Source organism: Pseudomonas sp. Sample_21, from assembly GCF_004307525.1.
Taxonomy (GTDB): domain Bacteria; phylum Pseudomonadota; class Gammaproteobacteria; order Pseudomonadales; family Pseudomonadaceae; genus Aquipseudomonas; species Aquipseudomonas atacamensis.
Map to the genome: position 1 here is coordinate 15,046 of NZ_RCNZ01000128.1, position 24,591 is coordinate 39,636.

20 protein-coding genes are annotated in these 24,591 nt (G+C 61.4%); 12 read left to right on the forward strand and 8 right to left on the reverse strand.

The features are described from left to right. Window positions 1–199 precede the first annotated feature (199 nt). On the reverse strand, window positions 200–1,498 hold the full coding sequence (locus D8U71_RS25100; protein WP_073470879.1) for an MFS transporter: 1,299 nt from the start codon (window positions 1,496–1,498) through the stop codon (window positions 200–202). 377 nt (window positions 1,499–1,875) lie between these two features. Here D8U71_RS25100 and D8U71_RS25105 point away from each other — a divergent pair, with 377 nt between their 5' ends. Together D8U71_RS25105 and D8U71_RS25110 are read left to right on the forward strand one after the other, a co-directional pair. Then, a complete protein-coding gene (locus tag D8U71_RS25105) occupies window positions 1,876–2,280 on the forward strand; it encodes an acyl-CoA thioesterase (protein ID WP_003229628.1) in 405 nt (134 codons plus the stop codon). A gap of 57 nt (window positions 2,281–2,337) precedes the next feature. Beyond that, window positions 2,338–3,237, forward strand: a complete 900-nt coding sequence (locus D8U71_RS25110) for a D-hexose-6-phosphate mutarotase (protein WP_130888950.1) — start codon at window positions 2,338–2,340, stop codon at window positions 3,235–3,237. Window positions 3,238–3,360: 123 nt separating this feature from the next. On the opposite strand, the gene D8U71_RS25115 is transcribed toward D8U71_RS25110, so the two are convergent. From D8U71_RS25115 to D8U71_RS25135, 5 genes are all read right to left on the reverse strand, one after another. After that, window positions 3,361–3,897, reverse strand: a complete 537-nt coding sequence (locus tag D8U71_RS25115) for a DUF3299 domain-containing protein (RefSeq protein WP_130888951.1) — start codon at window positions 3,895–3,897, stop codon at window positions 3,361–3,363. A gap of 93 nt (window positions 3,898–3,990) precedes the next feature. Next, window positions 3,991–4,236 carry a GlsB/YeaQ/YmgE family stress response membrane protein gene (locus tag D8U71_RS25120; RefSeq protein ID WP_016772475.1) on the reverse strand — a complete coding sequence of 82 codons (246 nt, stop codon included), beginning with the start codon at window positions 4,234–4,236 and terminating at the stop codon, window positions 3,991–3,993. Window positions 4,237–4,347: 111 nt separating this feature from the next. After that, entirely contained in the window at window positions 4,348–5,430 is a 1,083-nt protein-coding gene (locus tag D8U71_RS25125; protein WP_073470876.1) for a 5-(carboxyamino)imidazole ribonucleotide synthase, read from the reverse strand. A gap of 10 nt (window positions 5,431–5,440) precedes the next feature. Continuing rightward, entirely contained in the window at window positions 5,441–5,932 is a 492-nt protein-coding gene (purE, locus tag D8U71_RS25130) for a 5-(carboxyamino)imidazole ribonucleotide mutase (RefSeq protein WP_007920220.1), read from the reverse strand. A gap of 335 nt (window positions 5,933–6,267) precedes the next feature. After that, a complete protein-coding gene (locus tag D8U71_RS25135) occupies window positions 6,268–7,176 on the reverse strand; it encodes a LysR substrate-binding domain-containing protein (RefSeq protein ID WP_024014837.1) in 909 nt (302 codons plus the stop codon). Window positions 7,177–7,356: 180 nt separating this feature from the next. Here D8U71_RS25135 and aspA point away from each other — a divergent pair, with 180 nt between their 5' ends. From aspA to D8U71_RS25175, 7 genes are all read left to right on the forward strand, one after another. Continuing rightward, a complete protein-coding gene (gene aspA, locus D8U71_RS25140) occupies window positions 7,357–8,781 on the forward strand; it encodes an aspartate ammonia-lyase (protein WP_016772472.1) in 1,425 nt (474 codons plus the stop codon). A gap of 558 nt (window positions 8,782–9,339) precedes the next feature. Then, on the forward strand, window positions 9,340–10,788 hold the full coding sequence (locus tag D8U71_RS25150) for an alanine/glycine:cation symporter family protein (RefSeq protein WP_016772471.1): 1,449 nt from the start codon (window positions 9,340–9,342) through the stop codon (window positions 10,786–10,788). Window positions 10,789–10,897: 109 nt separating this feature from the next. After that, complete coding sequence (locus D8U71_RS25155) at window positions 10,898–11,902, forward strand: asparaginase (protein ID WP_130888952.1); 1,005 nt, start codon at window positions 10,898–10,900, stop codon at window positions 11,900–11,902. Between the two features lie 245 nt (window positions 11,903–12,147). Next, on the forward strand, window positions 12,148–13,143 hold the full coding sequence (locus tag D8U71_RS25160; protein ID WP_024014840.1) for an AraC family transcriptional regulator: 996 nt from the start codon (window positions 12,148–12,150) through the stop codon (window positions 13,141–13,143). 155 nt (window positions 13,144–13,298) lie between these two features. Then, complete coding sequence (locus D8U71_RS25165) at window positions 13,299–14,324, forward strand: histone deacetylase family protein (protein ID WP_130888953.1); 1,026 nt, start codon at window positions 13,299–13,301, stop codon at window positions 14,322–14,324. Next, the gene (locus tag D8U71_RS25170) at window positions 14,321–15,415 is read left to right on the forward strand and encodes a polyamine ABC transporter substrate-binding protein (protein ID WP_130888954.1); all 1,095 of its coding nucleotides are present in this window, start codon (window positions 14,321–14,323) and stop codon (window positions 15,413–15,415) included. The genes D8U71_RS25165 and D8U71_RS25170 overlap by 4 nt, the downstream gene beginning before the upstream one ends. A 141-nt stretch (window positions 15,416–15,556) precedes the next feature. Continuing rightward, entirely contained in the window at window positions 15,557–20,161 is a 4,605-nt protein-coding gene (locus D8U71_RS25175; protein WP_130888955.1) for a DUF6543 domain-containing protein, read from the forward strand. On the opposite strand, the gene D8U71_RS25180 is transcribed toward D8U71_RS25175, so the two are convergent. Beyond that, complete coding sequence (locus tag D8U71_RS25180; RefSeq protein WP_130888956.1) at window positions 20,118–21,668, reverse strand: PLP-dependent aminotransferase family protein; 1,551 nt, start codon at window positions 21,666–21,668, stop codon at window positions 20,118–20,120. The genes D8U71_RS25175 and D8U71_RS25180 overlap by 44 nt on opposite strands. A gap of 93 nt (window positions 21,669–21,761) precedes the next feature. On the opposite strand from D8U71_RS25180, the gene D8U71_RS25185 reads away from it, so the two are divergent. From D8U71_RS25185 to D8U71_RS25195, 3 genes are read left to right on the forward strand one after another with little or no spacing between them, the layout of a single operon-like run. Further along, window positions 21,762–22,385 (forward strand): FMN-binding negative transcriptional regulator, encoded by a 624-nt coding sequence (locus tag D8U71_RS25185; protein ID WP_130888957.1) that lies wholly within the window; start codon window positions 21,762–21,764, stop codon window positions 22,383–22,385. Window positions 22,386–22,395: 10 nt separating this feature from the next. Then, the gene (locus D8U71_RS25190; RefSeq protein ID WP_130888958.1) at window positions 22,396–22,842 is read left to right on the forward strand and encodes a GNAT family N-acetyltransferase; all 447 of its coding nucleotides are present in this window, start codon (window positions 22,396–22,398) and stop codon (window positions 22,840–22,842) included. Between the two features lie 12 nt (window positions 22,843–22,854). Then, window positions 22,855–23,526 carry a GNAT family protein gene (locus D8U71_RS25195; protein ID WP_130888959.1) on the forward strand — a complete coding sequence of 224 codons (672 nt, stop codon included), beginning with the start codon at window positions 22,855–22,857 and terminating at the stop codon, window positions 23,524–23,526. 120 nt (window positions 23,527–23,646) lie between these two features. On the opposite strand, the gene D8U71_RS25200 is transcribed toward D8U71_RS25195, so the two are convergent. Next, window positions 23,647–24,549 (reverse strand): homocysteine S-methyltransferase family protein, encoded by a 903-nt coding sequence (locus tag D8U71_RS25200; RefSeq protein WP_130888960.1) that lies wholly within the window; start codon window positions 24,547–24,549, stop codon window positions 23,647–23,649. Window positions 24,550–24,591: the final 42 nt, after the last annotated feature.

Consider the following 24,591-nt stretch of genomic DNA (forward strand, 5'->3'; position numbering starts at 1 on the left):
GGCCAAGTATCAGCAGGCCATGTGAACACTCTATGGCTGAAATATGACAATTGGATGAAAGGCCAGCATCGGGTTTTGCTGGATGATTTGTGGCGTCCCCATTCGCGAGCAGGCTCGCTCCCACAATTGAAATGCATTCCAACTGTGGGAGCGAGCCTGCTCGCGAAGTGGCCGGTATTGGTGGAGTAGACCCTGGGCTTTAGCGCCCCTTCTTCCACAGCCACGCACCTACCACAATCCCCATCCCGCACAGCACTGCCACATAGTAGGCAGGCCCCATCGCGCTTTCTTTCAGCAGCAGGCTCACCACCATCGGCGTCAAGCCACCGAAGATCGCGTACGCGACGTTGTACGAGAACGACAAGCCACTGAAGCGAACCACCGGCGGGAACGCCTTCACCATCACGTACGGCACCGCGCCGATGGTGCCGACCAGCAAACCGGTCAATGCGTACAGCGGGAACAGCCAGTCCGGGTGGTCGGCGAGGCTGTGGTAGAAGGTCCAGGAGCTGATCAGCAGGCCCAGGCAGCCAAAGACGAAGACGCGACCGGCGCCGAAGCGATCGGCCAGCGCGCCGGCGCCAATGCAGCCGAGGCTGAGGAAGACGATGGCCAGGCTGTTGGCTTGCAGCGCCGTGGTCGGCGAAAAGTGGTAGACCGTTTGCAGCACGGTCGGGGTCATCAGGATCACTACGACGACGCCGGCCGACAGCAGCCAGGTCAGCAGCATCGAAATGGCGATGGCGCCGCGATGATCCCGCAGCACCGCGCGCAACGGCACTTCTTCGGCCAGTGCCTTGCGCAATTGCAGTTCGGCGAACACCGGTGTCTCGTGCAGCCAGCGGCGCAGATACACCGAGAACAGGCCGAACACGCCGCCGAGCAGGAACGGGATCCGCCAGGCGTAATCCGACACTTCGGCTGGCGTATAAATGCTGTTGATCGCCGTGGCGACCAGCGAGCCGAGGAGGATGCCGGCAGTCAGGCCACTGGTGAGCGTGCCGCAGGCATAACCGATGTGCTTTTGCGGTACGTGTTCGGAAACGAAGACCCACGCCCCCGGCACTTCGCCGCCAATCGCCGCGCCCTGGATCACCCGCATCAGCAGCAACAGGATCGGCGCCCAGATGCCGATCTGCGCGTAGGTCGGCAGCAGGCCCATGATCAGCGTCGGCACGGCCATCATGAAAATGCTCAGGGTGAACATCTTCTTGCGCCCCAGCAGGTCACCGAAGTGCGCCATGACGATGCCGCCCAAAGGGCGCGCCAGATAGCCGGCAGCAAAGATGCCGAACGTCTGCATCAACCGCAGCCACTCGGGCATGTCGGCCGGGAAGAACAGCTTGCCGACGACGGTGGCGAAGAAGACGAAGATGATGAAATCGTAGAACTCCAGCGCCCCGCCGAGGGCGGACAGCGACAGAGTCTTGTAGTCATTGCGGGTCAACGGTCGTGCGGGTTGCTCGGGCTGCGCGAGGCTCGAAGGCGCTGTGGTCATGGCAAGGGCTTCTCTTATAGTCGAATCTGTCGCCACAACAACGCTGGCGGTGGCTCGGACAGGTTCGGCACCATAGCAAATTGTTCGAAAAAGCACATAGAGGCGCGTAATTGACGGTCGAAATCAGAACCGGGTGGTCGTCGCGGGGTCTATCGACCGATATACTCGCCACCTGCGCAGGATTTGTAAGAGGTTGCTGTGCGAAAACGTTGTTGGCCCGTCCTTTGCTCGGGATTTAGCCTTTTTCGCAGAGTTTCCCTTTAGGCGCCTGATGGAAAACGTGACGAACGCAGTGTGTTCGGTGTTGAATCGTTTTTCTTGAAGACGGCTACCACCCGCAATACCCACGAAGAGTCACGGGTCAGAGGCCCCTCGGCATGATAGAGCTCGAACAAGAAGATCCGATCCCACAGGGCGACCTCGCCCTGCAAATCACCGCACTCCCGCGCGAAACCAACGGCTTTGGCGATATTTTCGGCGGCTGGCTGGTCGCGCAGATGGATCTGGCCGGCACTGCCATGGCCAGCCGGGTGGCCGGTGGCCGCGTTGCCACTGTCGCCATCGACCGCATGGCGTTTCTCGTCCCGGTCGCCGTCGGCGCGCAGTTGTCCTTTTATACCCAGACCCTGGAAATCGGCCGCAGCTCGATCCAGATGATGGTCGAAGTGTGGAGCGATGACCCACTCTCCAGCGAATGGCGCAAGGTCACCGAAGCGGTTTTCGTTTTCGTCGCCATCGACGGCAGCGGTCGCACCCGTTCGGTGCCGCCACGCGCGCGTTAAACCTCGCGGCCGTTTTGCGGTCGATAGTCGTCCCCAGTGTCTGATCGAGAGTTGCCCATGAACACGCCCAACGTTGAAGCCGTGAAACAGGATGAACTGAACTGCTGGCGCATCCGCCACGGCAAGGCCGAAGTGCTGGTGGCCCAGCAAGGCGCGCACATCCTCAGTTATCAGATCGACGGCCAGCCGCCGATCATCTGGCTCAACGACAAGGCCGAGTTCAAGACCGGCAAAAGCATCCGCGCCGGCGTGCCGGTGTGCTGGCCGTGGTTCGGCAAATTCGAACGCAATCCGAGCAGCGTGCAGGCCATGTACACCGGCGAGCAGCCGGCCCCCGCGCACGGTCTGGTGCGGGCGATGGACTGGGAGTTGGGCAACATCGAATCAGAAGCTGACGGCATCAAGGTCGAATTCAAGCTGCCCTACCCGGAAGGTGGCCTGCCGGGCTGGCCCCACGAGGTCGATCTGACCCTGACCCTGCATCTGGCGGATCAACTGCATTACAGCCTGACCAGCCATAACCGGGGTACTGACAGCGTCACGCTGAGTCAGGCGCTGCACACCTATTTCGCCGTGAGTGACGTGCGTAATGTGCATGTCGACGGCGTGGCCGGGCTGAATTACATCGAGACCCTGGACGACTGGAACACGGCCAGCCAGAGCGGCGATCTGCATTTCGCCGGCGAGACCGACCGCATCTACCTCGACGTTCCGCCGCAATTGAGCATCATTGATCCGACCTGGGAACGACGCATCGTGCTGACCTCCACCGGCTCGCGCACGGCGGTGATCTGGAACCCATGGATCGACCGCGCCGCCGCCCTGCCGGACATGGACAACGATGGCTGGCAGCGCATGCTGTGCATCGAAACGGCGAATGTGATGGATGATCTGGTGACCCTGGCGCCGGGGGCGAGCCATACCATGGGTGTCAGCGTGGCCAGCAAACCGCTCTAAGCAACACCCGATAAAACTGTGGGAGCGAGCTTGCTCGCGAAAGCGTCGTATCAGTCAACATCAATGTGACTGAGAGACAGCATTCGCGAGCAAGCTCGCTCCCACAGTTGTTTTGTATCGGTCCTACAGATCAGCCTCCTGCACCACCCGCACCTTCTCCGCCTCCAGCGCATACGCCGCATCAGCGAGGTCATTGCTGACCTTCTCGATTTTCAGCGTGCCGGTCACCCACAGCGGAGTGTAGATATCGTCCAGCTTCAAACCCTTCGGATATCGCACCAGCACCAGTTGATTGGGCGGCGGTGGCGGTACGTGGATGCAGGCGCCCGGATACGGCACGAGGAAGAACAACGTGCTGCGGCCCTTGGCATCGGACTCCAGCGGCACCGGGTAACCACCGATGCGGATGTGTTTGTCATTCATCGACGCCACGGTTTTCGTCGAATACATCACCGCCGGCAGACCTTTGGCCTGCTTCATCCCGCCCTTCTCGGTGAAGGTGCCGGTGGCTTCGGGGGAGTTGTGGTCGATTTCCGGCATGGCCTCGAGGGCCTTTTGATCCGACTTGGGCATCAGTTCCAGCCAGTCGGTTTCCGGCAGTTCGCCGGCGTGGGCGAGACTGCTGCCCAGCAAGAGGAGAGTCAACAGAAGACGGCGCATGAAGGTGCTCGGCAGGCAAAGGAATGGACGGTGAGTCGCCGCGCATTCTAGCCCTCCCGGCCGTGATGGCCGAGAGGGCTTTGTCGCTTTCGATCAGTTCTTTTTGATCAGACCGTAGATCACCAGCAACACGACAGCGCCGACCAGTGCGCCGAGGAAACCCGCGCCCTCGCCCGCCTGATAGATGCCCAGAGCCTGGCCGCCGTAGGTGGCCGCCAGCGAACCGCCGATACCGAGCAGGATGGTCATGATCCAGCCCATGCTGTCATCGCCCGGTTTCAGGAACCGAGCCAGCAGGCCGACGATCAAGCCGATAAAGATGGTTCCGATAATTCCCATGGCATTTCCCTCTGATTTGGTAGATATGCCAAAGCCTAGACAGACTTTGGCATCCTGCCATGAGAGAACGGCGGCCCCTGAATGGTTCCGCCGCTGGCACATGAAACTGGTTTACTCGGCGATCAGCGCTTGGACCTTGATGATCTGCGCTTGCAGCGTGGCCATGTCGGCGCAGCGCAGGTTGGCATGGCCGACCTTGCGTCCGGCCTTGAAAGCTTTGCCGTAGTGATGCAAATGGCAGTCTTCGATGGCGATGACTTTTTCCACCGGCGGCACTACGCCGATGAAGTTGAGCATCGCGCTCTCACCGACCTTGGCGGTCGAACCCAGCGGCAGGCCGGCGACGGCACGCAGGTGGTTTTCGAACTGGCTGCACTCGGCACCTTCGGTGGTCCAGTGCCCGGAGTTGTGCACGCGCGGGGCGATTTCGTTGGCTTTCAGGCCACCGTCGACTTCGAAGAACTCGAAAGCCATCACGCCGACGTAGTCGAGGTGCTTGAGCACACGGCTGGAATAATCTTCGGCCAGCGCCTGCAACGGGTGATCGGTGCTGGCTACCGACAGCTTGAGGATGCCGCTGTCGTGGGTGTTGTGCACCAGTGGATAGAACTTCGTTTCACCATCGCGGGCACGCACGGCGATCAGCGACACTTCGCCGGTGAATGGCACGAAGCCCTCCAGCAGGCAGGCAACGCTGCCCAGTTCGGCGAACGTACCGGCAACATCTTCCGGCTTGCGCAGGACTTTCTGGCCCTTGCCGTCATAACCCAGGGTGCGGGTTTTCAGCACGGCCGGCAGACCGATCGAAGCGACGGCGGCGTCCAGGTCGGCTTGCGACTGGATGTCGGCGAAGGCCGGGGTCGGAATGCCGAGGTCCTTGAACATGCTCTTTTCAAACCAGCGATCACGGGCGATGCGCAGGGCTTCGGCGCTCGGGTAGACCGGCACGAATTGCGAAAGAAACGCCACGGTTTCAGCCGGGACGCTTTCGAATTCAAAGGTCACCAGATCGACTTCATCGGCCAGTTGGCGCAGATGATCCTGATCGCCGTAATCGGCCCGCAGGTGTTCGCCCAGCGCGGCCGCACAGGCGTCCGGCGCAGGGTCGAGAAAAGCGAAGTTCATCCCCAGCGGAGTCCCCGCCAGGGCCAACATGCGACCCAACTGGCCGCCACCGATTACACCGATCTTCATCTCAACAACCTCAGGCAATACGTGGGTCTGGATTGTCCAGGACGCTGTCTGTCTGCTCGGCACGGAAGGTTTTCAGTACCGCATGAAATTGCGGGTGCTTGGCGCCGAGGATGCTCGCCGAGAGCAGGGCGGCGTTGATTGCGCCGGCCTTGCCGATGGCCAGGGTGGCGACCGGAATGCCCGCCGGCATCTGCACGATCGACAGCAGCGAATCGACGCCCGAGAGCATGGCCGACTGCACCGGCACGCCCAGCACCGGCAGGTGGGTCTTGGCCGCACACATGCCTGGCAGGTGGGCGGCGCCACCGGCACCGGCGATGATCACCTCGATGCCGCGGCTTTCAGCCTCTTCGGCGTACTGGAACAGCAGATCCGGGGTGCGGTGGGCGGAAACCACCTTGACCTCGTACGGGATGCCGAGCTTTTCCAGCATATCGGCGGTGTGGCTAAGGGTGGACCAATCGGACTTGGAGCCCATGATCACGCCAACCAGTGCACTCATCGTCGCGCCTCTTCTCTCTGGAGCGCCCGCAGGCGCGTCATAAAACAACAAGCCACGCAGGTTGCGTGGCTTGATTGTACGAAAAATGGCCGGACGTGCCGGCCGAAGGCCGCGCAGTATACCGCAAAGAAAGCAATAAACAGCCCCTGAAACGACCATCTGTCAAATGAGCGAAACGCCCGGTTTTATTGACCTTGAGGTCAGCGAAAGAACAGCGCAAAAATCCCCCTGTGGGAGCGAGCCTGCTCGCGAAAGCGTTGTGTCAGACGATACCTCAGGGCCTGACACTGCGCATTCGCGAGCAGGCTCGCTCCCACATTCGATCTTCATCAGCTTCAAGCGCTTTGTGCGGCGCCGCCTTCAAGCTTGCGCCACAGCAACCGCACGTTGGCCTTGCGCACCAGGGCGCAGCGGTACAGGCGGATCTCCAGCGGCACATGCCATTGCGGGCCGCCGCACACCACCAGTTCACCGCGGGCCAGTTCGGCGCGCACGCTCAGTTGCGGCACCCAGGCAATGCCGAGGCCTTCCAGCGCCATGCTTTTCAGGCTGTCGGCCATGGCGGTTTCGTAGATCGTGGTGAAGCGCAACTGGCGCTGGCGCAACAATCCATTCACCGAACGCCCAAGAAACGCACCGGCGCTGTACGCCAGCAACGGCACGCTCGCCTCGCCTTCCAGATCGAACAGCGGTTTGCCATCCAGATCTGCCGCGCACACCGGCAGCATTTCGGTCTGGCCCAAATGCAGCGACGGGAAGATTTCCGGGTCCATCTGCATCGCCGAATCCGGGTCGTAGAACGCCAGCATCAGATCGCAGCCACCTTCACGCAAAGCGTGCACGGCGTCGCCAACGTTGGTCGCCACCAGCCGCGTGGCGATGTTCAGCCCTTCGTTGCGCAACTGGGCGATCCAGCGCGGGAAAAAGCCCAGCGCCAGCGAGTGTGCCGCCGCCACCTGCATCACCTCGCCCTGCCCGCCTTCCAGATGATGCAGATGGCGCAGCACTTCGCCGAGCTGTTCGACCACGGTGCGCGCGGTCACCAGAAACAACTGCCCCGCCGCCGTCAGTTCGACCGGCGTGCGCGAGCGATTGACCAGGGTCAGCCCCAGCGCGGCTTCGAGGCTGCGGATCCGCCGACTGAACGCCGGCTGGGTCACGAAGCGCCGTTCGGCCGCCTGCGAGAAACTGCGGGTGGCGGCCAGGGCACTGAAGTCCTCGAGCCATTTGCTTTCCAGATTCATCACGTCCTCCCGGACACGCACCAAAACAGGTCACACGTCTGCCGCACAGGCGGCGTCACATGGGCATTATGCCGAATGTGCATAGGGCAGTGCTGAACAGCATTGGCCCAAAAATCCCCACAAGCCTAGCATTCGCAGCGTTCCGGCACAGACCGGGTCCTTATCGAGATGATTTCTATCATGTCCTCCGCTGCATCTTTCCGCACAGAAACCGACCTGCTTGGCGCCCTCGAAGTACCGGCCCATGCGTACTACGGCATCCAGACCCTGCGAGCGGTGAACAACTTCCGCCTCTCGGGCGTTCCGATTTCGCATTACCCGAAACTGGTTGTGGGCCTGGCGATGGTCAAACAGGCCGCCGCCGACGCCAACCGCGAGCTGGGTCACCTGAGCGAAGCCAAGCACGCTGCCATCAGCGAAGCCTGTGCGCGATTGATCCGCGGCGATTACCACGAAGAGTTCGTGGTCGACATGATTCAAGGTGGCGCCGGCACCTCTACCAACATGAACGCCAACGAAGTGATCGCCAACATTGCTCTGGAAGCGATGGGTCACGAGAAAGGCGAATACCAGTACCTGCACCCGAACGACGACGTGAACATGGCGCAGTCGACCAACGACGCCTACCCGACGGCGATCCGTCTGGGTCTGCTGCTGGGTCACGACGCGCTGCTGGCCAGCCTCGACAGCCTGATTCAGGCGTTCGCGGCCAAGGGCAAAGAGTTCGACCACGTCCTGAAAATGGGCCGTACCCAGCTGCAAGACGCCGTGCCGATGACCCTCGGCCAAGAATTCCGCGCGTTCGCCACCACCATGGGCGAAGACCTCGCGCGTCTGAAGACGCTGGCCCCGGAACTGCTGACCGAAGTCAACCTCGGCGGCACCGCGATCGGCACCGGCATCAACGCCGACCCGCGTTATCAGGCACTGGCTGTTCAACGTCTGGCTTTGATCAGCGGGCAACCGCTGGTACCGGCTGCCGACCTGATCGAAGCGACCTCCGACATGGGCGCCTTCGTGCTGTTCTCCGGCATGCTCAAGCGCACCGCGGTCAAGCTGTCGAAGATCTGCAACGACCTGCGCCTGCTGTCCAGCGGCCCACGCACCGGCATCAATGAAATCAACCTGCCGGCGCGTCAGCCAGGCAGCTCGATCATGCCCGGCAAGGTCAACCCGGTGATCCCGGAAGCCGTGAACCAGGTCGCGTTCCAGGTCATCGGTAACGACTTGGCGCTGACCATGGCAGCCGAAGGCGGCCAGCTGCAACTGAACGTGATGGAGCCGCTGATCGCTTTCAAGATCCTCGATTCGATCCGCCTGCTGCAACGCGCCATGGACATGCTGCGCGAGCACTGCATCGTCGGCATCACCGCCAACGAAGCGCGCTGCCGCGAACTGGTCGAGCATTCGATCGGTCTGGTCACCGCACTGAACCCGTACATCGGCTACAAAAACGCCACCCGCATCGCCCGTATCGCCCTTGAAAGCGGCCGCGGCGTGCTGGAACTGGTGCGCGAAGAAGGTCTGCTCGACGAAGCCATGCTCGCCGACATCCTGCGCCCGGAAAACATGATTGCCCCGCGTCTGGTTCCGCTCAAAGCCTGAGCCGACGCGAACTTGTAGCACCGCTCACCAGGTCGAGGGACTAGACACCTCTCACCTTTTGAGGGCTTGGGGATTTTGTCCCCGAGCCCTTTTTTTTAACTGTTTGATCCTGAAACCCGAACGTAGAGGACTGAACAATATGCAGGTGAGCCCTTGTGGCGAGGGGATTTATCCCCGCTGGGCTGCGAAGCGGCCCCGATACCAACAATAAGGATGTACCAGAAACACCGCGTGCAATGGTTTACGACTGCTTCGCAGCCGAACGGGGATAAATCCCCTCGCCACAAACGCCAAGTGTTTCAAAGCTTCGTTTCGTCGCTTGCACCACTACCGTGCAGACGGGCGCGCCACTGATCGGTATAGTGCCGCCCCTCTTCGCGTGAGCGGTCGTCGGTAACGAGGCCATAACCCATGCGAAACCCGAACTAATAACAAAACCCGCGATATGGATCCGGTACGAAACCTTCGCCTCACCCGTCGTGCCGCGTGCATGCCGGTGTAACACGATGTTTCTCCGATCCAGCATTTGCACCCACAAAAAACAGCGAGGATAAATCCATGCTCGAAGTCATCAACGACTTCCTCTCAGGGAAAGTACTGATCGTGCTCATTGTCGGGCTCGGTAGCTACTTCACGATTCGCTCGCGTTTCGTTCAACTGCGTCATTTCTTCCACATGTTCGCGGTGTTCCGCGACAGCCTCAAAGGCAGCGCCGGGCAACTCAGCTCGTTCCAGGCCTTGATGCTCAGCCTCGCCGGCCGCGTCGGTGCAGGCAACATTGCCGGTGTCGGCATCGCCGTGACCCTCGGTGGTCCGGGTGCGGTGTTCTGGATGTGGGTGACCGCACTGGTCGGTATGTCCAGCAGCTTCTTCGAGTGCACCCTGGCCCAGGTCTACAAGCGCGCCGATGGGGACGGCCTGTACCGTGGTGGCCCGGCGTATTACATCCAGCACGGGCTCAAGCTCAAAGGCATGGCGATAGTCTTCTCCGTTCTGCTGCTGGTCACCTACGGCTTCGCCTTCATCGGCCTGCAGTCCTACACCGTGACCCACTCGCTGCAGAACGCCTTTGACTTCAACCCGCAACACACCGGTATCGTCCTGGCGGTGCTGCTGGCCATCACCTTTATTGGCGGGATCAAGCGCATCGCTTCGGTCTCCGACCTGCTGGTACCGATCAAGACCCTGGCCTATATCGGCGTGACCCTGTACGTGATCGGCACCCAGATCGAACACGTACCGGCCATGCTGGAAACCATCTTCAAGAGCGCCTTCGGCCTCGACCCGGCCTTTGCGGGTCTGCTCGGCAGCGCCATTGTCATGGGTGTGAAGCGTGGCGTGTTCGCCAACGAAGCGGGCCTGGGCAGTGCGCCGAACGTTGCCGCTGTGGCCGCCGTCAAGCACCCGGGCGCGCAGGGCGTGGTCCAGGCTTTCAGCGTGTTCCTCGACACCTTCGTGATCTGCACCTGCACCGCGCTGCTGATCCTGCTGTCGGGCTTCTATACCCCGGGCTTCGAAGGTGACGGCATCGTCCTGACCCAGAACTCGCTGGCTGCCGTGGTCGGTGACTGGGGTCGCATGTTCGTCAGCGTCGCGCTGTCACTGTTCGTCTTCACCTGCATCCTCTACAACTACTACCTGGGCGAGAACAGCTTGCAGTTCCTCAGCCGCAACCGCGCCCTGCTGATGCTGTTCCGCGGCCTGGTGCTGGCGCTGGTGGTGTGGGGTTCGATGCAGGACCTGACGACGGTGTTCGCCTTCGCCGACATCACCATGACCTGTCTGGCCTTCGTCAACCTCGTGGCCCTGGCCATGCTGTTCAAGGTCGGCCTGCGGGTGATGCGCGACTACGATGAGCAGCGTCGCGCCGGCGTCAAACAGCCAGTGTTTGATTCGAGCAAATTCGCCGACCTGGATCTGGATCGCAACGCCTGGCCGGTGAACCCGCCAGCAGCGGCGGGCCAGACTGAAACTGCGCCGCAAGGCGTACCTGCAGCGCAACGCTGACAGGTGAATGACGGGCGCATCCCCCGCGCCCGTCAGTTATTGTGATGCAATAACCTGCAGGAGCGAGCCTGCTCGCTCCTGCAAGGCCCTCATCGTTTCGGAGAATCCTATGAGCTCGTCGACCTATCCCGCCGCTCAACACGTCATGGTGCTCTACACCGGTGGCACCATCGGCATGCAGGCCAGCGCCAACGGGCTGGCCCCGGCGTCCGGTTTCGAAGCACGGATGCGCGACTATCTGCACAGCCAGCCTGAGCTGGTAGTGCCGCAGTGGCAGTTTCGGGAAATGTCGCCGCTGATCGACAGCGCCAACATGACCCCGGCCTACTGGCAGCAACTGCGCGAAGCGGTGGTCGATGCAGTGGACGTGCAAGGCTGCGACAGCGTGCTGATCCTGCACGGCACCGACACGCTGGCGTACAGCGCGGCGGCGATGAGTTTTCAGTTGCTCGGCCTGCATGCCCGCGTGTGTTTCACCGGCTCGATGTTGCCGGCGGGCGTGACCGACAGCGATGCCTGGGAAAACCTCGGCGGCGCGCTGGTCGCCCTCGGCCAGGGCCTGGCGCCGGGCGTGCACCTGTACTTCCACGGCGAACTGCTGGCGCCGACCCGCTGCGCGAAAGTGCGCAGCTTCGGCCGCCATCCGTTCAAACGCCTGGAGCGTCAGGGCGGTGGTATGAAGGCGCCGTCGATCCCAGTCGCGCTGAACTACAACCAGCCGAAGCAACTGGCGAAAGTGGCGGTGTTGCCGCTGTTTCCCGGGATCAGTGCCGAGGTTCTCGACGGCCTGCTCGACAGCGGCATTCAAGGTCTGGTGCTGGAATGCTACGGCAGCGGGACCGGGCCGAGCGACAATCCAGAGTTCCTCGCCAGCCTTGGCCGCGCACGGGATAACGGCGTGGTGGTGGTTGCAGTGACGCAATGCCATGAAGGTGGGGTCGAGCTGGATGTCTACGAGGCTGGCAGCCGCTTGCGAGGTGTTGGCGTGCTGTCCGGTGGCGGCATGACGCGCGAGGCGGCGTTCGGCAAGTTGCATGGCTTGCTGGGGGCCGGGCTGGAAACGGCTGAAGTGCGTCGATTGATCGAACTGGATTTGTGTGGTGAGTTGATCTGAGCACGGCGCTGGATTGCCCCTCACCCTAACCCTCTCCCAGAGGGAGAGGGAACTGATCGTAGTGTCTTGGGCTATACACCGACCTGATAAACAGTGTCGATTATGGATTCGGCGGCGGTGTCTCACGTCGGTGTATTTCTGCAATATCCCCCGTTCGGCCCCCTCTCCCTCTGGGAGAGGGCTGGGGTGAGGGCCTGCGGCATGCAACTTGCTGCGTTCCAGCCACCTCCAGGCTGGAAGATCCCATGCTCCACTCCCACCTCACCACCCTCAACGCGGTCTCGCTGATCCTCAACACGTTCAAGGCCGAAGGCCTGTCGAGTGAGGCGCTGCTGGCTGGCAGCGGCATCGTGGCGGCGGATCTGCAGCGTGCCGATACGCGCATCACCACCCATCAAGAGATGCAGGTCTGCACCAACGCGGTCGCGCTCAAACGTGACATCGGCCTTGAGTTGGGCCGGCGCATGCACGTGTCCTGTTACGGCATGCTCGGTTACGCCCTGCTGACCTGTGCCACCTTCGGTGACGCTTTGCGTCTGGCGATCCGTTATCCGGCGCTGCTGGGCACGTTGTTCGAACTGAGCCTGGAAGACGATGGCGAGCAGGTGTGGTTCGTCGCTGCTGATTACCGTGAAAGCCCGGCGATGGCGGTGTTCAACGCCGAATTCTGTCTGGTTTCGCTGAAGGTCATCTGCGACGACTTGCTCGGCCATCCGCTGCCGCTGCGCGCCACGCGTTTCGAACATGCAGCGCCGGACTATCGCGCCAGCTACGCCGAACCCTTCGACTCGCCGCTGCACTTTTCGGCCAAGGACAACGCCTTCGCCTTCGACCGCCACTGGCTCGATCAGCCGCTGCCGCTGGCCGACGCGATCACCCATCAGGCCATGGCCGAGCGCTGCCGCAAACAGAATCTGGAATTCACCGGACGTCAGGCCTGGCTGGGGCGGATTCGGCAGTTGCTCAGCGCACAATTGAATGCCGCGCCGGGACTGGAAGGTCTGGCACAGCAGATGAAGTGCTCACCGCGCACCCTGCGTCGGCATTTGAAAGACATGGGCAGCAGCTATCAGGAGCTGCTCGATGAACTGCGCTTCGAACGGGCCAAGCAGATGTTGTGTGAAGACCAGTTGCCAATCTATCGGATCGCCGAGACGCTGGGCTTCAGCGAGACCGCGAGTTTCCGCCATGCGTTTGTGCGCTGGAGTGGCGTGGCGCCGAGTCAGTTCCGACCGCATTGATGGCTGCTCCAGGCATGAGCCTGCATGAACAAGGGGCGAATTGCGGTCAGAGGTTTTGGCCATATCGATCCCCTTTTGGCCGCTCCCGACGTTCTCCGATTCAAGTTGCGCCGCAACACTGAAGACCACCGAATCAGCCTTGCGGAGAACAACAAATGCTGACGATCTACTCAGACGATCACCACTTGCACCATGGCCGCTGCGAACTCATCGATGGCCAGCTCAAGCCGTGCTTCGAGATGCCGTCGCGTGCCGACCATGTGCTGCAACGCGTGCGCAAGCAAAACCTCGGTGCGGTCGAAGCGCCGAAGGATTTCGGCCTGGAGCCGATCGCGCGCATTCACAGCCGCGACTATCTGGAGTTTTTCAAAGGTGCATGGCAGCGCTGGACCGAGTTCAACACTGACGGCGACTTGCTGCCCTACACCTGGCCGGCGCGCACGCTGCGTGCGATCAAACCGACCAGCCTGCATGGCCAGCTCGGTTATTACAGCTTCGACGGCGGCGCGCCGATTACCGCCGGTACCTGGCAAGCGGCCTACAGCGCAGCGCAAGTGGCCCTGACTGCACAAGAAGAAATCCAGCGTGGCGCACGCGCGGCCTTCGCCCTGTGCCGTCCGCCGGGACATCACGCCGCCAGCGACTTGATGGGCGGTTATTGCTACCTCAACAACGCCGCCATCGCCGCTCAGGCCTTTCTCGATCAGGGCCACAAGAAAGTCGCGATTCTTGACGTCGACTACCACCATGGCAACGGCACTCAGTCGATTTTCTACGAACGCAGCGACGTCCTGTTCACTTCGATCCACGGCCACCCGGAAGCGGAGTTTCCATTCTTCCTCGGCTACGACGACGAGCGTGGCGAAGGTGCCGGTGAAGGTTTCAATTTCAACTATCCGCTGCCGGCCGGTTCCGGCTGGGATGTCTGGAGCGCGGCGCTGGATCAGGCCTGCGACGAGATCGATCGCTATGGCGCGGACATCATCGTCGTCTCCCTCGGCGTCGACACGTTCAAGGACGACCCGATCTCGCAGTTCAAACTCGACAGCCCGGATTATCTGGCCATGGGCAAACGCATCGCCGCCCTCGGCAAGCCGACCCTGTTCGTCATGGAAGGTGGCTACGCGGTGGAGGAAATCGGCATCAACGCGGTGAACGTGCTGGAAGGTTTCGAACAATGAAAAAGCGACTGATCGCCTCGGCGCTGTGCGCAGCCCTGCTGAGCGCTGGCGCCCACGCCGAAGAACGCACGCTGCGCGTCTACAACTGGTTCGACTACATCACGCCCAAGGCACTGGACGACTTCAAGGCACAGAACAGCCAGACCAAACTGATCTACGACATCTTCGACACCAACGAAGCACTCGAGGCCAAGCTGCTCACCGGCAACTCAGGCTATGACGTGGTGGTGCCGTCCAACGTGTTCCTCGCCAAGCAGATCGAGGCCGGGGTGTTCCAGCCGCTGGATCGCAGCAAACTGCCGAACTGGAATCACCTTGATCCGAAACTGATGAAGCTGATCGAGGCCAATGATCCGGGGAACAAGTTCGCCGTGCCGTACATGTACGGCACCATCCTGATTGGTTTCAACCCGGCCAGGATCAAGGCGGCCCTGGGCGACAACGCGCCCGTGGACAGTTGGGACCTGATCTTCAAAGAGGAAAACATCAGCAAGCTCAAGCAGTGCGGCGTCGCCCTGCTCGACTCGCCGTCGGAGATTCTGCCGCTGGCTCTGCAACACCTCGGCCTCGACCCCAACAGCGAGAAGCCGGCGGATTACGCCAAGGCCGAAGCGCTGCTGATGAAGATCCGCCCTTACGTGACGTATTTCCATTCCTCCAAGTACATGGCTGACATTGCCAACGGCGACATCTGCGTGGCCGTCGGTTATTCCGGCAGTTTCTCGCAGGCGGCCAACCGCGCCAAGGAAGCGAAGAACGGCGTGGTGGTCGATATGCGTCTGCCGAAGGAAGGTGCGCCGATCTGGTTCGACATGCTCGCGATTCCCAAGGGCGCGAAGAACACCGAAGACGCCTACACCTTCATCAACTATCTGCTGCAACCGGCGGTGATTGCCCCGGTCAGCGACTTTGTCGGTTATCCAAACCCGAACAAGGACGCCACCGGCCTAGTCGATCCAGCCATTCGCAACAACCCGAACCTGTACCCGACCGATGCGGCAATGAGCACGCTCTACACCTTGCAGCCGCTGCCTCGGGATGCCGAACGCGCACGCACGCGGGCCTGGACGAAAATCAAGTCCGGGACCTGAAACCGGCTCGTTTGCCGAAGACCCGCCGAGGCGGGTCTTTTTTTGCCTGGCAGCTTTATCTACCGCACGGGTCGCTGTCGCGCCTTTTAACTTGCCCTGCTCCGCCGCCCTCGCGGCGTCCCGACAGAGCAGGAAACCAACATGACCGCCATTCCCAAAGCCAGTGCCGTCGATATCGTGACTCAGCTGGTTACCGGCCCCTCGCTGCAAGAAGTCGCATCAAAAACGCTGCGCGAAGCCCTCAAGACGTTGTATCCGAATCTCGACATAGACCCGCGCCTGGCGATGGTCGTGCAACCCACCTGGGCCATTGTAGATGGTCGAGTACTGCCCGACGGGTATCAGGCTGGATCGCTGACCAACGCCCTGGTGCGGCTCGGCCTGTCCGGTACCACCGTGACGTACCTCGATGGCGAGCATTATCTGACCCTGCAACCCGGCGTGCCCGCCCCTGCGCATCTGCCGGTGAAGATCGATGCGATCGGCCTGTTGCTCAACGAACTGGCACCGCTGCTGTTCATCGCCTACAAGGAACAGCACGTCGACTACTGGGACGAGTTCACCTATCCCGGGCAACCGCGCTGGCAGCAATTGTCCGAGGCACTGCGCAACCTCTGGAACGTCGATGCCAGCGTCGGCTGGGATGCCGATGAAATTGCCATGGCCCAGGCGATTTTCAAACAGCCCGACCCGCAACAACGCCTGGCCCCCGCCCCGTACTCGGCAAAGGCATATCTGGTTGATCTCGATCGGGGGAACGCCGACACGCAAAGCCACTTGACCCTGCTCGACGCCGCAGTGTTGGTCGGCAGCATCGCAGACCGTACATTGATTCTCACCCATGCGATTACTCAGGGCTTTCAGCGTTTCGATTCACTGGAGGAACTCGGCGAGGCTCTGTTGCGGATATATGGCGCAAGCGCCTCGGGCGAAGATCTCAAGTGGCGGCTGGTCGAACCCCAGGGCAATTTCTTCGACCAGCAGGCCTGCACCCTGATTTCCCTGGAAGCGGATGCCTTGGGCAAAATCAGTTTTTTTCAGGACTCCCCTGATAAACGCGTCTATCCGCATACCGGCACGGCCGGCAAACCGGCACAACCGACACCGCGCCTCGAAGCGCACTTCGAGCGTTTACAGTCGATGCTTCCGGATTGGCTGAACGACGCCTTGCCCATCGATCAGACACGTTACAGCCGGCACCTGCTGGACCTGACGACGCTGCAGCACGAGAACAACGGCAAATCCTTTCAGAACGAAATCACCAGCCTGCAGGCGTTCACTCGGGCAGCGCTGATCAAACAGATTATCAAGGAGCAGCCCGACGCCAAAGACCTGGACATCGACAACATCGAAATCACCATCACCAGTCTCGTGGTCTGGGGCACGTTTGTGTTGCCGGGAAATACTCAGACTCAGACATGGACGCTGACCGAGCTCGCCCTGCAAAATCTCGCCGGCCTGCCCTTGGGCAACAAGACTGTGCGGTACAAGGATGGCAGCCCGGTACCCGAGTGGATGAGCGCGACTTTTCTGGAGAAGCTGGTCAGCACGGTCGACATCGGCAAGACCTACCCGGCGCATCTCAAGGCCGTACTGATAGACGACTCAGTGCAAGCGTCACGGTTGGAAAGGCTCTATACCAGTCAGCTACGCGTCGAGCTGCCATTGCTGGCGTTGCAGCACAAGATCCAGGGCAGAGTCGGCATTGACGAATCGGGTTATCGATACGTGGTTGCCGCATTGGCCACGACTGACGCAGAACGCTACGTCGATGGCGAGGAAATCGTCATTCGCCCATTGGCGTTCGTGGCCCATCGCAGCCGCTCCACCGCAGACACTGTCGACAACATGTATGTCATAGGCCCGCGCGATGCCGACAAAGGGCCGTGCGTGCTGTATCGACCGTTGTTCGACAAGGCTCTGCTGCAATATCCGGGATTTGCCAATCTGCTCTTTGCGATCCAGCATTCGCGACATCTGCGCGATTCGGTACTGGCCTGGTTGCCGGACGATGTGCGCTTCAATTACAGCCAGTTCGTCTTCACCGCCAGGCTGCCGTCGGTGTGGACGATCCCGCAACTGATGATCAACCCGACCACAGCACTGGACATGTCAGGCGCGGTCGCGCTGGGCACTCAGGTGATCGCCAGCGATGTCCTCGCCACCCTGCACGCACGCAACGTCAAGGCGCTTGTCACCCAAGCCGACCGGCAATCGGTTTCCGATGCAGAAGCACGCTGGGCCTCGCTGAAACAGGGTGGCTGGGTGATGCTCAATGCCGCACTGCCGTTTCTGGGCCGCAGCGTAGGTACAGCGGCGTGGATCTGGCAGATCATGGATGATCTGCAGGAAATCACCGACGGCGCCAACGAGCAATCGGCGAAAGTCGCCTGGACGGCCATCGCCGATATCCTCCTGGCGCTGGGCATGGTGCTCGCCCATCGTGCGGCAATGGGTGATGCGCCATCGACGCCCGTGGCCACAACGCTCGAAGAGGACACAGCAACGAGCAAACCTGCCGCCAGAATCGTCAAAGCGCTGCGCCAGCCGGACATCACCGGCCCGCAATTGACCGAAGCCCATGGCACATCGATTGACAGCATCACGGCGCTGAAACGATCCCCGTTGGCCCTCGCCAAGCTGTTGGATACGTTCAACCTCGCCAAGCCCAAAGGGCTTGGCGCTGCCACCAGAGAGGGTGCGCAGCGAGGCCTCTACGCCCACGCAGACAAATGGTACGCCCGCGTCGGTGAACGCTGGTTCGAAGTCGCGCGCAACGCGCATGGCGATGTGCACATTGTCGATACGCGTCAGCCCACCCGACCTGCCGGACCCAGGCTGGCCTATACCGCCAACGGCCAGTGGGTAATCGATCTGCGCTTGCGTCTGCGCGGCGGCGGACTGGAGGAAGGTCGCCAAGCCGCGCAAGGCATAAGAACCAAGGAGGTGGCCGCATTGGCCGAGCAGATTACTGCGTTCGATTTGACGATGGAGAGCAAAGGGAGCCGTCTCGATGCAGACCGCAACAGCCTGCACGATGCCCCTGCGCAGGCACGCGAGCAAGCGCTTGCGCAGTACCTTGCCACGCTCGATTCACAGCACAACGAATATGCCGCAAACATAAAGCTGATCAAGAAACTCAACTGCAAGCAGTCGATCCCCAACTACCGCACGGTAATGCCGGAGCGGTTGGACATGCAGTTGTTTCTGGGACAGGAGTGGCTGAGTAATAACGCTTCGGATTACCAGCAGCGGGTACTGGCGGTGCAGGCGATACTCGACGACGAACTGCGCAGCGAATCGCAGGCCGCCACCTCTGCGTTCGAACAGTTGAACGATGTCACTCAAACCATTATCGAGAAAATGGAGTCGGCTGAAGCCTGCATGGTGGAGCTCACCAGGCTGGGACCGGATGGCTTTGATGTAAAGCAGAAATACAACATCAGCCTTGCGCCCTACCCGCTGGATGATCTGAAGACTCTGCAGATCAGTCTCGGCCAGTACACCTGCATCAAGCCCGGCGATTCCACCGCTCATGTCGAGGCACAACAAGCGCTGGCCGGTCTGTTCGAAGATGCTGCGCTGAACGTTCAGAGTTCACGGGACCTGAGCGCCGATGAAAGCCTCAGTGATCTGCGCATACGCATCGACGCCCTGAGCCAGGTGAGCGAACAGTTTGCTTCCGTGGACAAGCGATTCGATGACCTGGCGAGTGAATATTCCGAACACATACACACGGAGCGACTCAAGCAGTTGCAGGCGCGCGTGGCCGCATTCAAGGAAAACGCCGACAATCGACTCGCCGATCTGTTGCGCTACCGGCATTTACTGGTGCCGCAAGCCGGTCCGTCGAGACCTTCAACGTCATCTTCGAATCGGCAGATCATCAAGACGCGCAACAAGGGCATCCTGGTCGGCGAACGGAAAAAAAGCCTCGACGGCAAAGACACCGATCTGGTCGAGGTCAGTACAGCACTGACGAGAGTCATCGCGACATTCAAGGAGGAGTCGCCAGGTATCTGGGTCGAACAGAATGCACGGCCGGCACCGTCGCCAAAAGCCCGGCCCAACCTCAACAACAGCATCAGCGCAGGGCAGGCCTTAATCGACGGGCTGGCGGCGTTCCATCGGCGCATCGAGGCGCGCCTCAAACGCGGCTCGCGCATTCCGGTGGAAGTCGAAGAGGAATACCACAACCACGCTGCCCTGTTGCGCAAGGCCGGTGCCGCCATCGATGAAGCGTTGACGGTGAGTAACCTCACCGCAGCTCTGCATGAACCGTCCGAAACGCTCAACCACAAGCTCGACGCTGCGGCTACGACGCTGGAGGAAAAGGGCACCAGCACGCGAATCCGTCTGGTCAAGCAACAACTACCAACAGCCGCCGGGGTCGAGTGGCTCAAGGACAAGGGCGAAGTGAACATTTCGAAAACCCTGACCCGACGGCGCCTGAGGCGCCATAAGAATGACTTCCTCGACGAGTATCAGATTCGTGATGCGCATACCGACAAGGTCCTCTGCTATGCGCATTTCCATTACAGCAGCGCCGACGCGCCCGATGGCGCATTTTTGCGTGGACACATGAAGACAGTTGCCCAGCACCGCCTGGGAGGCACCTCTGAAATAACCGATGTGGATAATCAGAGGCTGATCGAAATCCATCGCAGCGAAATTTCCAGTCGCAGCGCCGAAACGCTGTTCTTCAATCTCGCCAAGCCTGCCGCAGACGCGACAGCGCCGCTTTGATTGCTGGCTCTGGTACAGCAGCGAACCCCAACACCAGGCCGGCGCGCTTATCCATGGGCGTAGTCGAATCGGGAAGCCAGTAGCTGCTCAGGCCGTTGATTTCGACATCGACCTCAGCGGCCTGAGCGATCAATTGCTGCTCGCGCTCGATGCTGTCCACGGCGACGGTCAAGTGCAGCCCGGCCGGCACGGCGGGCAGTTGACCGACGCCGGCGACCGTCGGCCAGCCTTCGAGCAGGCAGTTGCGTCGGCTCAGCGCAGCCCGGCGCATGCGGCGGATATGCCGCTGGAAATGCCCGGCGGCCATGAATTCGGCCATCACCGCTTGCGTGCTGACCTCCGAGTGCCGCACATCGACGGCGCGACGTTGCGCGAACGCCTCGACCAGCGCGGGCGGCAGCACCAGATAACCCAGGCGTAACGCCGGAAAAGCGACTTTGCCAAACGTGCCGACGTAGAGCACACGCCCCTGACGGTCAAGTGCCGCCAACGGTGCCAGCGGTGCGCCGGTGTAGCGATACTCGCCGTCATAATCATCCTCGACGATCCAGCCGCCGACACGTTCGGCCCAGGCGAGCAACTCCAGACGCCGGGCCAGGCTCATCACCACACCGGTCGGGTACTGATGAGACGGCGTGACGTAAGCCACCCGACAATCGCTGAGCTGAGCCATGGCGCTGCAATCGATGCCGTCGCTGTCCACCGCCACCCCATGCAATTGCGCCCCCGCTACAGCGAAGGCATGTCCGGCCGCGCGATAGCCCGGATTCTCGATCGCCACGCCGTCCCCAGGCTCGACCAGCAGCTGTGCACAAAGGCTGATGCCCTGCTGCGCGCCACTGGTGATCACAATTTGCTCAGCCGTGCACTGCATGCCGCGCGAGCTGCGCAAATACGCAGCAATCATGCCGCGCAGCCGCGCGTCACCGGCCGGGTCGCCGTAACACAGCTGCTGCAGATCCGGTTTGCGCCAGAAAGCCGCGTTGAGCTTGGCCCAGACCTCGAACGGAAACAGATCGAACGCCGGCACACCCACCCGAAAAGCACGCGGCGGACCGCTCGGTGGTCGCGGCAAATGATGCTTTTCAATGAGGGAAAATCCGTCGCTGTGGATAACTTTGCTGGATGAATTCACAGGTAAATCCAGCCAATTTGTGGATAAGGCTGTGGGTAAGCCTGTTGACAAGCCTGTGGATGAATTTGTGGATAGTTTTTTCTCAGGCGTGGATGCCTGAGCCAATTGCGCCACGTAAGTACCGTCGCCCACGCGCCCTTCGATAAAGCCCTCGGCATACAACTGATCGTAGGCGCGCACCACGCTGTTGCGGGAAATGTCCAGCGCCGAGGCCAGATCTCGGCTGGCCGGCAATCGCGTGCCACTGGCCAGACGTCCATCCAGCACCCGCAGGCGCAGAGCCTGATAGAGCTGGCGGCTCAGACCCTGACGGCGATCAAGCTCGATACCGGCCGGGTTGAAGGGCATCGACAAGGGTGGCAGATCAGGCATGGCGAATGGACCTATGAAATGGCTCAGCAATGGCTCTTACAACGGACCAATAGCCTGCCTAGGATGCAGGCATTCGCCAAGGAAAATCTGTCCATGTACACGCCACGCGCCTTTGCCATCGAAGACTTGTCCCAACTGCACGAACTGATTCTTGCCACGCGCCTGGCCATTCTGGTCAGCCACGGCGAAAGCGGCCTGCAAGCCAGCCACGTGCCGGTGCTGCTGCATCGCGAACAGGGCGAATACGGCACGCTCTACGGCCATCTGGCCAAGGCCAATCCGCAGTGGAAAGACCTGCGTGACGGCGCCGAGGCCATGCTTATCTTCGCCGGCCCGGACGCCTACGTCAGCCCAAGCTTGTATCCGAGCAAAGCCGAGCACGGCAAGGTCGTGCCGACCTGGAACTACATCGCCGTGCACGCCTACGGTCAGGCCGAGACCTTCAGCGATGGCGGCCGCTTGCTCGACATCGTCAGTACCCTCACCGACCGTCACGAGGCAGGCCGTGCCCAGCCGTGGTCGGTGGACGATGCGCCAGCCGATTACATCGACACCATGCTCAAAGCCATCGTCGGTTTCGCCATTCCCATCGACCGCCTCGAAGGCAAACGCAAGCTTAGCCAGAACCGCAGCGCCGAAGATATTGCCGGGGTGCGCGAAGGCCTTGCCGCCAGCCCCGACGCCAACGATCAAACCCTCGCCCGCCTGATGCGCTAAGGAAATCACCATGACCCAGATCGACATTCGCCCGGTCAGCGCCAACGACCAAGCCGCTTGGCTGCCGCTGTGGCAGGCGTACCTGCGCTTCTACAACACGGAACTGCCGGACGCCGTCACCGAGAGCACCTGGCAGCGCTTTCTCGACCCGAATGAACCGACCCACGCCGCCCTCGCCTGGGCTGAAGGCAAAGCGTTGGGCATGGTGCATTACATCTATCATCGCTCGAACTGGAGCATCGAAAATTCCTGCTATCTGCAGGATCTGCTGGTGCTGCCGGAAGCCCGTGGCACCGGTGTCGGTCGGCTGTTGATCGAGCATGTCTACGCTACCGCCAAGGCTGATGGTTGCTGCAAAGTCCACTGGCTGACCCATGAAACCAACGCCACCGCGATCCAGCTCTACGAGCGCATCGCTGAACGCCCGGGCTTCATCCAATTTCGCAAGGCACTGTAAGGAGACGCGCACATGACCGCTTCACTCGCTGACTGGAAAGGCGTCCCCGCCCCCTCCGCCACCCTGCTCGAGGGCCGTTTCATTCGTCTGGAAAAACTCGACCCTGCGCGCCATGGCGATGAGCTTTACGCCGCCCTCGAAGGGCCGGGTGCCGATCCGAAGCTCTGGGATTACTTGCCTTACGGTCCGTTTCCCGAGCGCAGCGCGTTCAACGACTGGCTGAACAATCATGCGGCCAACAGCGACCCATATTTCTTCAGCGTCATCGACCGCGCGACTGGTCAGGTGCAAGGCATCCTCAGCCTGATGTCGATCGTCCCGGCGCAGGGCCGCATCGAAATCGGCCACGTCACTTTCGGTGCGCCAATGCAACGCTCGCCGAAAAGCACCGAGGCGGTGTACCTGCTGGCCAAGTATTCGTTCGAGCTGGGTTACCGGCGCCTGGAATGGAAGTGCAACAACGGCAACGCCCGCTCCAAATACGCGGCGGAGCGTCTGGGCTTCAGTTTCGAAGGGGTGTTTCGCCAGCACATGGTGGTCAAGGGGCAGAACCGCGACACCGCGTGGTATTCGATTCTGGATGCGGAATGGCCGGCGATCGGTGCGGGATTCGAGCGCTGGCTGAGCGATGAAAACCAGACGCCTGATGGCCAGGTGAAAGGCTTGGCCGAGTGCCGTAGCTGATCGTCACAAAGCCCCTGTGGGAGCGAGCCTGCTCGCGAAGGCGCTGTGTCAGTCACTGAAATATTGACTGACTGACCGCTTTCGCGAGCAGGCTCGCTCCCACAATTGGCGGGTTCTTTCTTAACGACGCAGTTCTTGCGCCAGCACCGCAATGTGCTCCGGGCCGATCCCGCAGCAGCCACCCAGATGACTGGCGCCGCGCTGTTGCCAGTCCAGCGCCCAGTGCAGATACCCCGGCGGATCGAGATCGTCACGCAACGGGTCGAGCCCGTCGTTGGCCGTGGCTTCTTTCGGTTGCGGAGGAAACGCGTTGGCATACGCGCCGATATTGATCGTGACGCCGAGACGCTCAAAGGTTGCGCGCGCCGCATCGATGGCCGCGCCAATCACTTCGGGCTGACTGCAGTTGAACAGCAGGGTTTCGACGCCGAGTTCAGCCGCCACCGCAGCCGCTTCGGCTACCGGCTCACCGGAGCGCAGGCGCGGCACTTCATCGGTGTCTTCATCCTTGAGGGTGAACGACAGCCAGAACGGTTTGCCGTCCTTCGGCAACCCGGCGTGAATGGCCCGCGCCTCGATAATCGAACTCTGGGTTTCCGCCAGCCACAGATCAACATGCGGGGCCAGCCCATTGACCAGCGGCGTCAGCAGCTCGGTCACGCGATCCGCTTCGAACAGATCCGGACGATACGAACCAAACAGCGGCGGCAACGAACCGGCAACACGCACTGACTTGTCGGATGCCTGCACCGCCCGCCGTGCCAACTCCCCCGCCAGTGCCGCAAGCGCCTGGCCTTCAGCCGCAAAGCGCGCCTCGCCAATGTGAAACGGCACCACCGCGTAACTGTTGCTGGTGATCACGTCGGCGCCGCTGTTGATGTACGCGGCATGCACCGCCTCGACCGCCTGCGGCGCTTCACTCAGCGCCAGTGCCGACCACTCCGGTTGGCGAAACGGCGCGCCGGCGCGTTGCAACTCGCGGCCCATGCCGCCATCGAGAATGACCCTGTTCGCTGCGCCCATATGCTTTTCACTCATATGCTTATGAAAATAACTCACTATCAG